This is a genomic window from Desulfosediminicola sp. (assembly GCF_048381775.1).
Lineage (GTDB): Bacteria > Desulfobacterota > Desulfobulbia > Desulfobulbales > Desulfocapsaceae > Desulfopila > Desulfopila ganghwensis.
Window position 1 is genome coordinate 80676 of the sequence record NZ_JBLXGE010000015.1, and the last position, 14425, is coordinate 95100.

At 49.6% G+C, this 14425-nt stretch carries 17 protein-coding genes; 2 read left to right on the forward strand and 15 right to left on the reverse strand.

The annotated features are described in order from the left end of the window. Positions 1 to 48: 48 nt before the first annotated feature. From tmk to ACN5NT_RS20680, 12 genes are all read right to left on the reverse strand, one after another. The gene (tmk, locus tag ACN5NT_RS20625) at positions 49 to 654 is read right to left on the reverse strand and encodes a dTMP kinase (protein WP_419176734.1); all 606 of its coding nucleotides are present in this window, start codon (positions 652 to 654) and stop codon (positions 49 to 51) included. Next, positions 651 to 1664, reverse strand: coding sequence for a 4-hydroxythreonine-4-phosphate dehydrogenase PdxA (gene pdxA, locus ACN5NT_RS20630; protein ID WP_419176735.1), 1014 nt, complete (start codon positions 1662 to 1664; stop codon positions 651 to 653). The genes tmk and pdxA overlap by 4 nt, the downstream gene beginning before the upstream one ends. A gap of 84 nt (positions 1665 to 1748) precedes the next feature. After that, the gene (locus ACN5NT_RS20635) at positions 1749 to 2141 is read right to left on the reverse strand and encodes a YraN family protein (protein ID WP_419176736.1); all 393 of its coding nucleotides are present in this window, start codon (positions 2139 to 2141) and stop codon (positions 1749 to 1751) included. Then, positions 2138 to 2785 carry a ribonuclease HII gene (locus tag ACN5NT_RS20640; protein WP_419176737.1) on the reverse strand — a complete coding sequence of 216 codons (648 nt, stop codon included), beginning with the start codon at positions 2783 to 2785 and terminating at the stop codon, positions 2138 to 2140. Before ACN5NT_RS20640 ends, ACN5NT_RS20635 begins: the two co-directional genes overlap by 4 nt. Before the next feature lie 105 nt (positions 2786 to 2890). Beyond that, positions 2891 to 3244, reverse strand: a complete 354-nt coding sequence (gene rplS / locus ACN5NT_RS20645; protein WP_136797974.1) for a 50S ribosomal protein L19 — start codon at positions 3242 to 3244, stop codon at positions 2891 to 2893. Between the two features lie 64 nt (positions 3245 to 3308). Beyond that, positions 3309 to 3863: an RNA methyltransferase gene (locus tag ACN5NT_RS20650; protein ID WP_136797975.1), complete on the reverse strand. Its 555-nt coding sequence runs from the start codon at positions 3861 to 3863 to the stop codon at positions 3309 to 3311. Next, positions 3860 to 4642, reverse strand: a complete 783-nt coding sequence (trmD, locus tag ACN5NT_RS20655) for a tRNA (guanosine(37)-N1)-methyltransferase TrmD (RefSeq protein WP_136797976.1) — start codon at positions 4640 to 4642, stop codon at positions 3860 to 3862. The genes ACN5NT_RS20650 and trmD overlap by 4 nt, the downstream gene beginning before the upstream one ends. Next, positions 4639 to 5208, reverse strand: a complete 570-nt coding sequence (gene rimM, locus ACN5NT_RS20660; RefSeq protein WP_136797977.1) for a ribosome maturation factor RimM — start codon at positions 5206 to 5208, stop codon at positions 4639 to 4641. Before rimM ends, trmD begins: the two co-directional genes overlap by 4 nt. Before the next feature lie 15 nt (positions 5209 to 5223). Beyond that, the gene (locus ACN5NT_RS20665) at positions 5224 to 5454 is read right to left on the reverse strand and encodes a KH domain-containing protein (RefSeq protein ID WP_136797978.1); all 231 of its coding nucleotides are present in this window, start codon (positions 5452 to 5454) and stop codon (positions 5224 to 5226) included. 5 nt (positions 5455 to 5459) lie between these two features. Next, positions 5460 to 5705: a 30S ribosomal protein S16 gene (gene rpsP, locus ACN5NT_RS20670; RefSeq protein WP_136797979.1), complete on the reverse strand. Its 246-nt coding sequence runs from the start codon at positions 5703 to 5705 to the stop codon at positions 5460 to 5462. Between the two features lie 84 nt (positions 5706 to 5789). After that, positions 5790 to 7145 (reverse strand): signal recognition particle protein, encoded by a 1356-nt coding sequence (ffh, locus tag ACN5NT_RS20675; protein ID WP_419176738.1) that lies wholly within the window; start codon positions 7143 to 7145, stop codon positions 5790 to 5792. A 410-nt stretch (positions 7146 to 7555) separates the two neighbouring features. Continuing rightward, positions 7556 to 7846: a hypothetical protein gene (locus ACN5NT_RS20680; protein ID WP_419176739.1), complete on the reverse strand. Its 291-nt coding sequence runs from the start codon at positions 7844 to 7846 to the stop codon at positions 7556 to 7558. A gap of 347 nt (positions 7847 to 8193) precedes the next feature. Here ACN5NT_RS20680 and ACN5NT_RS20685 point away from each other — a divergent pair, with 347 nt between their 5' ends. Continuing rightward, on the forward strand, positions 8194 to 9009 hold the full coding sequence (locus tag ACN5NT_RS20685; RefSeq protein WP_419176740.1) for a CbbQ/NirQ/NorQ/GpvN family protein: 816 nt from the start codon (positions 8194 to 8196) through the stop codon (positions 9007 to 9009). Between the two features lie 24 nt (positions 9010 to 9033). Beyond that, on the forward strand, positions 9034 to 11310 hold the full coding sequence (locus ACN5NT_RS20690; RefSeq protein WP_419176741.1) for a nitric oxide reductase activation protein NorD: 2277 nt from the start codon (positions 9034 to 9036) through the stop codon (positions 11308 to 11310). On the opposite strand, the gene ACN5NT_RS20695 is transcribed toward ACN5NT_RS20690, so the two are convergent. The 3 genes from ACN5NT_RS20695 to rnd form a co-directional block, all read right to left on the reverse strand. Further along, entirely contained in the window at positions 11297 to 12502 is a 1206-nt protein-coding gene (locus tag ACN5NT_RS20695; RefSeq protein ID WP_419176742.1) for a (Fe-S)-binding protein, read from the reverse strand. The two genes, ACN5NT_RS20690 and ACN5NT_RS20695, sit on opposite strands and share 14 nt — an antisense overlap. 27 nt (positions 12503 to 12529) lie before the next feature. After that, on the reverse strand, positions 12530 to 13036 hold the full coding sequence (locus ACN5NT_RS20700; RefSeq protein WP_136797985.1) for a hypothetical protein: 507 nt from the start codon (positions 13034 to 13036) through the stop codon (positions 12530 to 12532). Between the two features lie 180 nt (positions 13037 to 13216). After that, entirely contained in the window at positions 13217 to 14332 is a 1116-nt protein-coding gene (gene rnd / locus ACN5NT_RS20705; RefSeq protein WP_419176743.1) for a ribonuclease D, read from the reverse strand. Positions 14333 to 14425: the final 93 nt, after the last annotated feature.

Consider the following 14425-nt stretch of genomic DNA (forward strand, 5'->3'; position numbering starts at 1 on the left):
CTCTCTGCCTGGGATTCAGGTCATCTAAGTGCGTACTGCATAATCTTTTCAGAATAGTACTGGTTTTACGGCTTCAACAACGGATCTGTGTACCTCTTCAATGGGCTTCTCGGCATTAATGCGTCGTATAAAAGGCAGATCGAGATCGCTGAAAATCCGACTGACTCTGGTCAGGGATTCTTCCTGCTCAAAATCGTTTAATTGTTCTCCCCGACCGTTGGTTATCCGCTCAAGGCTGGTATCGACAGAGACTTCGAAGATCAGGGCTATATCAGGTTCCGGGGCAAACTGATTCAGCTTGATGATCTCCATCGGGTCAAAACCGTTGGCTCCCTGATAGGCGGCTGTGGAGAGGTAATATCGGTCGCAGAGAACTATCTCACCTTTTTCGAGAGCCGGCATAACCAGTTGCTCTATATGTTCTCTGCGGTCAGCAATAAAGAGCTGTAACTCCTCTTCGCGGCTGACTGAGGTTCTTTGAACGTACAGTTCACGTATTTTTTGTCCGTATTGCCCTGTAGTCGGCTCACGGGTCACCTGGACCTTATGACCCAGGTTGGTGAGATAATCAGCCAGCAGCGGAATCTGGGTTGTCTTGCCAGTTCCGTCAATGCCTTCAAATACTATAAGTCGACCTGGAAGTTCGTGTTTCATGTAATTTTCTGGGATTGATAGTGCTGTTTACGGTTATTACTGATGTCTCCTGCCATTTGTATCGCTGCAGCGAGGCTGGTTGCTGCCGCAACTCCCTTGCCGGCAATGTCGTAGGCGGTGCCATGGTCGACCGAGGTGCGAACAATGGGCAGTCCAAGCGTCACGTTGACTCCGTCTTCAAAATGCAGAAGTTTGAATGGAATCAAACCCTGATCGTGATACATGCAGACGACTCCGTCAAACTGACCCGAGGCCGCCTTGAAAAAGACAGTATCAGGAGGAAAAGGGCCATCGACATCGATGCCGTCTCTACGAGCTCTCTCTATTGCGGGAATGATTACTCTCTCTTCCTCATTTCCAAACAGACCTTCTTCACTGCTGTGCGGATTCAGCCCGGCTACTGCGATTCGAGGTCTATTCAGTCCGAAGTCGATCCCAAGCCCTCTATGGGTGATGTGGATGAGCCTGTAAATTCCTTCTTCGGATAACAATTCCGGTACAGATGCAAGAGAACAGTGGATGGTGGCCAGGGTAACCTTTAATGTTTTGCCGGCCATCATCATGGTGTAGTCATCGGCGCCGGTCATATCGACGAGCATCTCGGTGTGACCGGGATACTTGAACCCGGCCGCATGCAGAGCACTCTTAGAGATCGGGCAGGTGGTGATGCCGTCAAGCACTCCGCTCAAGGTGAGTTCAACAGCCTTTTCAATATAACCCGCCATCGCCCGGGCAGTGGTCAGCGTCGGGTTTCCCCAGCTATGCTCTTCCTCCGGTATATCCGAGAGGTTGAATACGGGGATACTATTGGTGGCAGGTTGATCCCCGGGTTGCCAGGAGACTATCTTTGCATTCAGTCCAAGGTCAGCTGCACATTTATTGAGAATTGCTCTATCGCCAAGTACTACAGGTCTGATGCCTGCAGGTACTTTATGTTCTGTAAAATAACGCAACAGGATTTCGGGGCCGATTCCGGCCGGGCACCCCATGGTTATACCAATCATCGTCATAATTTCAGTGTAACGTCTAAAAGGAATTAGTCAAAGTATCAGTTGTGTGAAAAATAGTCTGATTATCAGATGGCTCATCAATTTTCAGCCGAGCTCGAAGGCGCTCGTGATGATCTCAATCTGTGGTTCGCCAGTGGCAGAAACCAGGATTGACACAACATCGAAGCGGGCTTCTGTATCAAACAGATTTTCACGGGCCAGGTACTCAAGTGCTGCTTTGGCTATCTGCCGTTGTTTACGTAGAGTGACGGCTGCGGCAGGGGAGCCGAATGATTCGGATCTACGGGTTTTTACCTCTATAAAAACCAGTACTCCCTTGTGGCGGGCGATTATATCCACTTCTCCGGATCGGCAGCGAAAATTACGAAGAATAATTGAGTAGCCACTCTTTTTCAGGTGCTGGCAGGCAATCTTTTCGCCTTCGTCACCCAGGGATGTCCCCGAGAAAAAAGATAAAAGTTTGCCGGTCTGCCTCACTTTTTAACCCCTTTAAATGACCTGCGGTGTATAGGGCAGGGGCCGTGTTCGGCAATAGCCTCCCGGTGGGCCTTGGTCGGATAACCTTTATGTTTGTGAAATTGGTATACCGGGTACTTTTTATGGAAGTCATCCATTATCCGGTCCCGGGTAATTTTGGCGATAATAGAGGCGGCGGCGATAGAGGCGCTTTTGCTTTCACCTTTTATCAACGCTTGCTGGGAGACGGGGTGCGGAATTTCGAATTTGCCGTCCACCAGGAGGTAATCCGGGGCCGTGCCTTTGGTGGCAAGTTCTTCAACCGCGATTTTCATCGCCAGCAGTGAAGCCTGCAGGATGTTTATCTGGTCGATCTTTTTTTCATCCACGATGCCTACACCGATTACTGCATTGAGCTCGTGAAGCAGCGCAAAGAGTTCAGTACGGCGCTTATGACTGATCTTTTTGGAATCGAGAAAAATGGCTGGATTACAATCTTGAGGCAAGATGACACTTGCGGCAACCACAGGGCCTGCCAGCGGGCCACGGCCAACTTCGTCGCAACCTGCGACTGCCATAAGCCCTTGGCTATAAAGAATTCTCTCTATAGAAAAGTTTGCTGCTCCGCTTGTATCGGGCAAAGTATCGAAAAGGGAACGGTCCATTGGAAATGGAAGGAGGGTAGTAATTTTGAATAGTGCTCAAACACAAAATCCCGGACTGCTGCAAAGCAGCGGCCCGGGTAATAATCGCTCTTACTGAAAAGAGGATTAGCGTGTAATGCCGCGTTCGCGGATACGAGCAGCTTTACCGCGAAGGTTACGCAGGTAGTAAAGGCGGGAACGACGAACGCGACCGCGGGTGACTACCTCTATTTTCTCGATACGAGGGTTGTGCATGGAGAAGGTCTTCTCAACACCGACACCGTGGGAAATTTTACGAACAGTGTAGGTAGCGCCCATAGTTGCGCGCTTTCGCTTGATAACCACGCCCTGAAAAATCTGGACACGCTCTTTGGTACCCTCAATAATACGGATATGTACTTTTACGGAGTCACCTGGGCGAAAATCCGGATGATCCTGGCGCATCTGCTCTGCATTGATTCTTTCGATGATTGTGCTCATAACGTCTTGTATAGGTTGAAGTATAGGAATGAATTCCCTTTCAAATGTCTCTGTTATCTATCCCTTAAGTGCCGAGCAATCGATCAAGTATGATGGCAACTGCCGAGCGAACCGAAAGGTGATTGTATTCCGTGCCACCCTGAATTGGCGGTAACACGGCATCAGCTGCTTCCATTACTTCCTGACTGAGTCCATGGGCGGTGCCGAAAATTAGAAGCACCGGACTGCCGGAAGTTATTCTCTCACGAAGTGCATCATAGCTCACGGTGTTGTGATGAACTCTGGCGCTGGTCGTGATAATGAGCGGGCGCTCTGAATACCTTTTGGTCAACTCTTCTATCGCCTCATCCAATGTTGGGGCGAGTTGCACTATTGATAACGCCTGCTTTCTGGCCGGGTTATATTCTGCTCCATAGCCGGATTGCCAGTGACCGACTATTTCCTGCACGAGCTGCTGCTGATCCTCGTATGGGGTGGTAACATAATAGTTATCCACGCCAAAAGTTTTCGCAGCCCTTGCTATATCATGCAGATCAAGATTTGTCACGGCTGAGCCGATAACATCTCCATTTTTATTAACCACCGGGTGGTGAACGAGGGCTATATTTACTGCTGTCATGATGCGGTTCGCTCACTGCCGGCAAGATCTGCCTGTATCTGTTTTACTCTATCATACAGCTTATATTGCTGTAGAGTTCTCTTCTCGCTCTTACTGAAGAGTTCGCCTTTGAGCATTTCAGGGCGTCGCTCCAGTGTTCGCTTGACTGAGTCGATAAATCGTAATTTTTCAATTTCCTCATGGTTGCCGGAGAGTAACTCTGCAGGCACTTCCATGTCGTTCCAAACCCGGGGACGGGTATATTGCGGATGCTTCAGCAAGTTTCTGCTGAAAGTATCTTTGTCCGCCGAATCCGAACAGCCCAGCACACCGGGCAACAGCCTGGTGACTGCGTCGACGATAACCATGGCGGCAAGTTCTCCTCCTGTGAGGATAAAGTCGCCAATGGATATTTCCTCATCCACATAGGCTGCACGAAAGCGCTCATCGACACCTTCGTAACGGCCGCATACCAGGATGAGGTGTTCTTCCCGGGACAGCCTTTCCGCAGTAGCCTGGTTAAAGGCTTTTCCCTGCGGGCTCATGAGGATGACTTTCCCGTTGCCGTGTGCCGCTTTGGCTGACTCGACTGCAGCAGCCAGAGGCTCCGGTTTCATCACCATACCTTCACCGCCCCCGAAAGGCCGATCATCGGTCATGGAATGTTTGTCCAGGGCAAAATCTCGAATATTTCTGGTATGAATCTCGATTTTGTTGTCCTGCCGGGCCCTGCGGATAATTCCCTCTTCAAAAGGAGAATTCAGTAACTCGGGAAAAATCGTCAGTATGTCAAAAATCATTTGGGATGACCGGCCCCTTCATCTTCACCACTATTGATTTCAAGCAATCCTTGTGGCGGGTCAATAATCAGTTGCTCATCGTCATGGCTGATAACGACACCATCACTCAGCGGAACGAGATGCTCCTGATCACCATCCTGTATTACCATGACATCCTGAGCACCATTGGAGAACACATGCATCAGTGTTCCGACCGCTTCTCCTGCTACTGTGGAGACTGCGAGGCCGATAAGCTGGTGCCAGTAAAATTCGTCTTCTGCCAGTTCCGGTAGATCTTCCCTGGCAAGAAGTACTCCCATACCGACAAGTTGCTCAGCATGGGATCTGTCACGAACACGGTCAAACAGGACTATCGCCTTTCCCTTTTGTGCCCTGAAGCGCTTGATGGACAATTGGGGTGAAATTTTGCCACCCTTGTCTACCAGGAAAAGCGTGTGATACGTGTTGAGGTTTTCCGGTTGGCCTGAGAACGAGTGAATACAAACCTCACCCTTTAGCCCCTGTGCTTTAATCACAGTGCCGATAAGTAAGAACCTATCTTCAGGGAATGAGAAATGATGCTGCATAGTTCCTGAAGTCGGTTACTCGACTATCTCAAGCCTTGACCGTTTGTTTTCTTTAGCGGCTGCGGCAGCAAGAATTGAGCGCATAGCTCTGGCGGTCCTTCCCTGCTTGCCGATAACCTTGCCCAGATCTTCCGGACCAACTGTCAACTCGACTGTGATGCTGTCATCATCTTCGCTCACAGTAACTCGGACTTCATCCGGTTGATCTACCAGCGATCTGGCGATAAAGGCAATAAGCTCTTCCATACCGCTTATTCGGTGGCCGCTGCTTTCTTGATCAGGCTTTCAACTGTGGTTGTCGGCATAGCGCCTCTACCCATCCAATCCTGAAGTTTGTCGTTGTTGATAACGATTGAAGCAGGATCCTGAAGTGGGTCGTAGGTGCCAACGATATCCAGGAATTTACCGTCACGCGGACTCTCGCTGTCGGCAACAACAATACGATAGAAAGGTTTTTTCTTTCTGCCAAGTCTGGTTAAACGAATACGAACTGCCATTCCGGGTTAATCCTCCGATGTGGTTATATGGGTCTGTTTCGACCCTGCGTAAACCGGATATTATACTGTTTATCCGGTATAAAATTATCTTCTACGAAGACCTTTTGGTAACTTTCTGCGTTTCTGGCCGGTGATAGCTCCCGGCTTTCCACTCATTTTCTTCATCATTTTCAGCATTGTTGAATAACTTTTCAAGACACGATTTACATCTGCCACGCTGGTTCCGGAGCCAGCTGCAATTCTCTGGCGACGGCTGGAGTTGATGATCTTGTGATTTTTCCGCTCTTTACGGGTCATGGAGCGAATAATCGCTTCGGTCTTGCCAAGTTCACGCTCGTCTGGTTTGGGAGCGTCTTTCATCTGCTTAAGCTTGTTGATGCCCGGTACCATGCCGAGAATCTGGTCAAGAGAGCCCATTTTCTTGATCTGCTGAATCTGGTCGAGAAAATCTTCAAGGGTAAACTGGCTCTTTTTCAGCTTTTGTGCGAGCTTGTCGGCCTGTTTTTTATCGACTACCGCTTCGGCCTTCTCAATGAGGGTAAGAACATCGCCCATGCCGAGAATTCTGGAAGCGACACGATCAGGGTGGAAGACCTCAAGCGCATCGAGTGCCTCACCGACGCCGACGAACTTAATCGGCTTGCCGGTAACATTCTTGATGGAGAGAGCGGCACCACCACGGGCGTCACCTTCCATCTTGGTGAGAACAACACCGGAAATTTCCAGGGTCTCATTAAACTTATCAGCGACAGTAACCGCGTCCTGACCGGTCATGGAGTCGGCAACAAACAGAATCTCTGAAGGCTGTACAGCTTTCTCGATCTCCTGCAGTTCACCCATGAGGTTCTCATCGATATGCAGGCGGCCTGCGGTATCAATGATCAGTGTATCATATCCTTCCTTATTCGCAGCATCGACCGCTTCACGGGCGATGTCCACCGGATTCATTGCGGTGGTGGAAGGATGTACCGGGACGTCGAGGCGACCTCCAAGTACTTGCAGCTGCTCGATTGCTGCCGGGCGGTAAATATCAGCAGGAACCAGATAAGGTTTTCGGCCTTTGCCCTTAAGCATCCGGGCCAACTTACCGGAGGTAGTGGTCTTACCGGAACCCTGCAGACCAGCCATCATGATGATTACTGGTTGACGGCCATCAAGTCTGATCTGTTCTGCTTCGCCGCCAAGAAGAGCAACCAACTCTTCATGGACGATCTTGATAACCTGCTGACCTGGAGAGAGACTCTTGGATACTTCACGGCCAATCGCCTGTTCCGTTACCTTGGCAACGAATTCCTTGGCGACCTTGAAGTTGACATCAGCATCGAGCAGGGCAATGCGCACTTCACGCATTGCCTCTTTGATATTTTCTTCAGTCAGTATGCCGTGGCCACGGAGTTTCTTGAAAACTCCTTCCAGCCGGTCTGTCAGGTTTTCAAACATAGTCAGCCGTTATTGTATAAACTTTATCACAATTAAACCCCGTAGGTAGTCTGGCACAGAGCCAGCGAAAAACGAGGTGATCGTAACCGTATAAATTCATTAAAACCGATAGTCCGGGTTGGCATGGTAGTAGTTGGTTCCTGCTTGTTGCGGGAACAGCGCAGCCCGGTCAGCCCAAAAGAGAGCAAGATACTTTGTATAGAAAGGTATGTCAAGCAGGGAACAAAATAGCCAGAAAAAAGTGATAATACAGCTTTGCTCTAAGCTAAAAATCTCCAGGTAGCGCGCTACTTGTTCAGGGGTACACTTTTTAAAAAATGACTACCTGCAGAAACGGAGTATGACCGGTAACCCATCACCATGTTCCATATTAATAATGGTGATGGAAGATACTGGATATTTTTTGCTGCTCAGGCGATACGAGTTCTGAAGCCGTGCAGGGGCAGGTAGACGAGAATCGCAGGCCAGCAGAGAAGTACTGTTACTGTCCAGAGCAGTTTAGCGTTTTTAGAAAGAGCCGGCCTGAAAAAAATATCCCGAAAGACAAAGAACATCATAATCACATTTATCATCAGGCCAACGGTGGTAACCGGAATGAGGATGCTGAGCTGCCTCATGTCTGGGAGAGTCAACAGCAACCAGATAAAGACTGCACCGAAGAGGATAGCGAAAATGGAATAGGCTTTTTCAAATGTGTTCATAATCCGTAATATTCGAAAAATTGCAAATCAGCGCTGGAAAGTCTGGATCGAATTTCTCACCCTGGTTCGTTATCTGATTCGTCCAGCCGACCCGTATAATCAAGGGACGAGCACAATGCTCATAAGAAAATCGAGCGCACCCAGCCGGATAATCTCAAATTGCGAAATCGAACATAGCGTATTTGCAGAGGCTGGTCAACAGAGGCTTGTCGCTACCCCAGGCGATTCGATCAGCTCCCTAAAGCACCGAAGGTTGCGAGTTCTTTATGAATGCATATCATATGGACTGGGAATAATTATTGGAAAGTCTGATTTTGCCTGCAAATGATCTAACAAGAGAATGAGAAATGGAAAAGGCGACCGAGTCGAGGATAGAAGAGCACTTTCTGACAGAGCAGCCGTTTTACCTGCAGCAGGGCAATGAGTTACAGCTTGCCCTGGCGGCCTATGAAAACAGGTTGCCCTTACTCATCAAAGGACCAACTGGATGTGGAAAAACCCGCTTTATGCAATTTCTCGCCTGGAAATTGCAGCGACCTCTGATCACAGTGTCCTGCCATGACGATCTGTCAACCTCAGATCTGGTGGGCAGGTATATAATTCGCGGCGGCGAAGCGGTGTGGGTCGATGGTCCACTGGCGCTTGCGGTGAAGGCAGGTGCAATCTGCTACCTGGATGAGGTGGTTGAGGCCAGAAAAGATACCACTGTGGTGATTCATCCCCTGGCAGACGATAGGCGGGAGTTGCCTGTGGAAAAACTCGGCAGGCTCTTTACGGCCAGCCCCGAGTTTATGCTGGCTGTGTCGTATAACCCCGGCTACCAGAGTGTTTTGAAAGATCTTAAGCCATCCACCCGCCAACGATTTGTTTCACTCTCTTTTGACCATCCTGAGCCTGAATTGGAGTGCCGCATTGTAGCGAGTGAGAGCGGCGTAGACCAGAACATTGCAGCTCAACTGGTGAAACTCGCCGGCATGACCAGGAGTCTTAAAGATTCCGGTCTGCCGGAAGGGGCATCAAGCAGGCTGCTGATACAGGCCGGCAAGCTGCACGTAAGCGGCATCTCCATCATTGAGTCGTGCAGGGCAGGTATCACCAGGAGTCTCACCGATGACCCGGATATGCTTGCCGCTTTGGATGAAATGCTGGAGTCACTCTTTTAGCCGCAGTTTTTATCGCATCTGATAATGTATCTTCAACAATTAAAAGACCAATTTTACAGGGAAGTTTCTCCATCCCAGCCTCAGGAGTGGGAGGTTGAAGAGGCGCTTGAACCAATGCTGGAGCTTGATCCTTTTCAGCAGCAGGCACTGTTGTCCCATGTTCATGCGGTCTGGCCGGTGAGTCAGAGTCTCTGTGTCTCGTATATCCAGTATGGTGTTCAGCATATCGACAGGCTGGGAACGAATCTCTCGGAATGGGTGAGGCAATGCCTCGGTCGATATGAAGAGGATGGACTCAGGGGTTCAAGGCTCTTCATGTCGGAGATAGAGGAAAATTTTTATGCCAGACTGACAGGTCTGGATGGTGCATATTTTGAGCAGATAAGGGGGCGGCTGCAACATTTTATCCGCGGAGTATCCGGGGTTGACTTTCAGCTTGAACCCCTACCGGTCGGCGGTAGGGCCTGGACTGATGGAGAAACCATGTATTTACCGAGAAAAATCAGTTACTTTCCTGAACAAAGCGATAATAACCGGTTTTATAACTTTCTGGTTTGTTGCCAATGGGGATATGTACGACTGGGGGTGCTGGGGAGTGAGCTGGGAAAGAGCTATTGTAACTCCACCAGCGTGACAGCCGATCAGCTGGAAAATCTCCTTGACGATTATGATCAACCGGAAGTAGCCGGGAATATCTATCAATTCCTGGAATTCACACGGGTTCTTGCAATGCTGGCAAGAGATCTGCCTGGTCTGTGCCGATTGGTTCGTCCCTTGCTGCAGTACCTTGTACACTCTTCTCAATATCACTCTGCCCTGGTAGCCAGGGGCATTTATTACAGTAGACTATTGGCGTTGGTCAGCGACAGGACTGATGTGGTTGTAGGTGGTGGCACTGCGGGTTACCCTGGGAGCCACCAGGAGACTATCGAGCAACTCCCTGCGTATTATCAAAAAATACAGGAAGAGGTGAGAGCAGGTAGTGTTGATGATTGGCAGATGTTTGCCGATTTTACAGGGGTGCTCAAGTTCGATAAGGTTCAGGATTATGTTCTGCGCAGACGCTCAGAGCAGAAGCAGGTATTTGTAGATCAGTTAGCGGCTGTTATCAGAAAACATCTGTTGGAGAAAGAGCAGAATTCGGCAGAGAGTGATATGGCCGGCGGCTCCAGCACCGATGCTGCTGATAGTGGCCGATTGGCAGTGAGCGTGGCTCAATCGACGGATGATAACAACACCGGTCAGGTTCTCAGTATCAACAATGAGTCGATGGAGCTTTCAGCGGAAATTCTCGAAATTATGGCCAGCATCTCAAATGATATCGGTCATGTTCCGGAAGGTTATGTTCAGGCAGCTGCGGGGATTGCCGGGAGGGCGGTTTTTACTCGGGGAGGCGAACAGCTCGGGGAGTCGCTGACCGATAACACAGGCACTGTCCACCTGTATGATGAGTGGGATTTTCGCAGGCAGGGGTATCGGAAAAACTGGTGTTCTCTTGTCGAAAAAGAGATTCAGCCGGTTACGTCGAAGTTTATCCGGAACACAAAGGAGCGATACCGCGGCTTGATGCTGCAGCTGCGAAGACAGTTCGAGATGCTTCGGGCTGAGCATAGATTCGTTCGGCGAAGGCGTTACGGCGATGATATCGATTTTGACGCATTGGTGGAGGCGAGAGGAGACCAGCGAGCCGGGATTGCCCCATCGGAGCGCCTTTTTATTCGACTGTTACGCGACGACAGGGATATTGCGGTAATGTTTCTGGTGGATATGTCCAACTCCACTGAGGGCTGGGTGGGCAATGCCATAAAAGAATCGCTGGTGCTGCTCAGTGATGTGCTGGAGGTTGTTGGTGACAGGTATGCTATCTATGGATTTTCCGGCATGCGTCGTTCTCGTTGTGAGCTGTTTCGTATCAAAGAGATGGATGAGGCATATGGTGCAAATGTCGAGCAGAGGATATGTGGAGTTTCGCCTCGGGAATATACCCGGATGGCACCGGCGATACGGCATCTGACAAATCTTCTCGCAGATACGGATGCCAGGGTTCGTCTGCTGATAACACTTACAGATGGCAAGCCGGAAGATTATGATGGTTATCGTGGTGAGTACGCCATTGAAGATACCCGCCAGGCCCTTAACGAGGCCAGGGGGAAGGGAGTGCACACTTTCTCGATTACAGTTGATCGTACCGCACATTCTTATCTGAGTCATATGTGTGGCAGACATAACTCCATCTTTGTCGAGAAGGTAGAGCAGTTGCCGGCCAGACTGCCTGAAATCTATCGGCTCATGACGAGCTGATGCCAGCTGCCTTTCGACTTAGGCGATACAGTCTAAACTTGAGCAGTAATCTGTTCAGGTAGGTTAGAGGTGGGTGTGCCGGCAACCGCCTGGGCAGGCCTGGCCGAAGGCCTGGGAAAAGTAGATCGGTGAGATGAAGAACCTGCCCTTTGCCGGCTAATCGTACTGTACATCCTGCGCAATAGGTTATCATCGGCAGATCCCTGGTTTCATCGTGCCTGCGTTTACTCCAGCCTGCAGCGAAGTCCGTTCCCACACAGCCGACAGCTCCCCCCTCTCCGCAGCAGTAGGTTCTCTCACGGTTATGTTCCATTTCTTTTATAACACCGCCAGCTCTCTTGCTCAGCTTTCGAACTGCCTGGTGAACTTCCTGATGAAATCGAGTGGTGCAGGGATCATGTATTGTAAAAGCCCTCTTGTCTGTGCATGCTGGCCTGAAAGAGTTTTGCTGGCAGAGTTTCTCCAGTTCATCATATATAGTCGTGATGTCAAGAGGTGCACCGTATTGCCGGAAAGTCAGGTGGCAGTTGGGGCAGCCGGTAATAACCCTCTGAACCCCGTTGGCAGTCAGTTTTTGTATCAGTTGCCCGAACCCCTTCTCGAAAAACTTCTGCCTGCCGAGATCGTGGGATGGTTTCAGGCAGCAGTCTACAATGATGCCGACCGTCGGGTTGTTCTGAAGAAGGAGTTCATAAAGTCTTAGGGTGTGATCAGGCCGTATTCCCGGCAGGGCGCAACCGGGAAAGAAGACAGTGTCGCAGTTTTCAGGAATGTAGTGAAAGCGAAAAAACGTATTGCTGCCAAGTCGTTCGTAGCTCAACAGACGCCGGTATTTACCGGCTTGGAAATGATCGTTTTCCACTGCCTGTCTGCGGAGCTGTAAAAACATCATGTCAGGTTCGAGATCGACAGGGCATACGGAAGTGCAAAGACCGCATAAACTGCACTGGTATGAAAGATGTGCCAAGGTTGCTGCGGTTGGCGAAGTGGTATCAGCTGATCCAGGGTGATGGCCAAGGATGGTGCGGGCCAGTTCGCCGGGAGTGCTCGTGCTTTTAAGAAAGACACATTCACGCCGACATTTCCGACAGTGCGTGCAATTCTCGGCTATAACCTGAAGGGCAGGAGCCAGTTTATTATCGCCTGGTTCCTGCCCTTTGTTGTGAGCTTCCGGGTTGTTCAGATCTGGCATGAAATTCTGGTATGCCGGGTGCAGAGCTTATTCTGATGCAAGTTCTTTGGCCAGTTGTTCCGGACTCATGGTCCAGAATGGAGTGCCGTCGCTGGTGAGTCGAACTTTGAAATCGAAATGGTCGCCCTGTTTTACTTTAGAAGCAAGAAATACATCTTCGCCATCGATTACAGCCCAGCTGCCACGGATTTTTGCTTTCATACGCCGCTTGATGCCGGTCTCTTTGATGTTTGCGTAGGCAACCGGACAGAGATGTACCAGGATGGGTTCTCCATCACCCTCATCCAGGTAAAGTGCAGTACCCGGAGCCATCCCTTTCAGTGGAGTAATCTCCTCGAATTTGATTACTTCGCCTTTAATTCTGTCAAGCTCTTTGGGGTTGTAGAGCTTGTTGTAGTCTGAGTCGGCTTCCCACCCTCGAAAGCCTTGCTCTTGAGCAAAGGCAGGCAGGGTAGTGGCAGAGAACACCAGTGAAAGTGTGATAAAGACAACCCAGGTAAACGATCTTGGCATTCTGTCGTGAATTGGTTTCATAATTATAACCTTTTACATTTTGTAGCATGGGGCGCAATTCATCAGCCCGGAATTGTGAATCTGAGTGAAGGTATATTTTCACAGTAGAGTAGAGCTGAAATTCTCAACAATCAAATATATAAGTCTTCACACCATTTTTTGCCATATGCGCCTTTGGTGAGTGGATCAGAAATTGGATAATCAATGGTGCTGATGAAAAAAATCCTGAAGTAAACTTCTGCGCCAGCCTTCTGTTTGTCTGAGGTCCGGAAGTTGCTGGCTTCTGGAGCTGGTCAATACCTTGGCGAGGCTTTTAAGTTCACTGCTGTTGCCGACCAGGGCCGGGTCTATGCCAAGGAGTTCGCATTTGAGTTTAATGAGGCCGTGCAGTTTGTCCAGTGTCAGCTTGTCCTTTTGGGATAACCTGGTAACACGCTTCACGGTGGGATAATTTTCTTCGGGTGTATTGAGCACCTGCTGGGTCAACTCGATAATTGCAGTACCGTATTTTTTGAATGCCTTTGGCGAAATGCCAGTTTTGTTTTGTAAATTCTCGAGTTGCAAAGTCTTTTCGTTGGCGATGTTCAGCAGGATGTTGTCCTTGATGATATGGCCTCGAGGCTTGTCCTGCTTTTTTGCTTCACCCTCGCGCCAGATTACGAGCTCTTTTAATATAGCGAGCGATTCTCTCTTCAACGACCCGCAACCGCGAATTTTGCGAAAACGATCGCCGTTGCAGTTTTCCTGGTAATGCTTCGGGTTGTTCAGAATGTTCAATTCTTCCTGCAGCCAGGATTTAATCTGGGGGCCTATTACCCGATTAAGCAGAAGAACCCGAACCGCCCTCAGGTAGCGCACATCGTCCAGAGCGTAGAGTACCTGCTTTTCGTCAAGTGGCCGTTTAAGCCAGTTTGTTCTGGTTTCTGTCTTCGGTAGTTCTATATCAAGCAGCTCATTTATAAGCTTACATAGTGACATTGTAGAGGGTAGATTGGCAAAACCGGCAGCAATTTTAGTGTCGAATATATTCTGTGGTATAGCACCGGTTACCCTGCTGAGAATCGCAAGGTCTTGTGGAGCATCGTGAAGAACCTTGACCACACTCCGGTCAGAGAGCAACTCTCCGAGTGGGCTGAGGTCTTCAATCGCGATGGGGTCGATAAGGATGCAATCTTCGTCTGAGAGAGCCATCTGTATGAGGCCCAGTTGCGGATAGTAGGTACGTTCCCAGACGAACTCGGTGTCGAGCGCTACGGCATCAGTTTTACATGCCCTGGCTACAAGTTCGCTCAGGTCTGCGCTGGTTGTGATCATCATTTGGTATATTTTCCTGATAATAAGGTGAGTAGACACCTTTCTCTTTAGTCAATCCGCCCACAGGCGTCAAATCATTTTAAGCAGCACCATTCG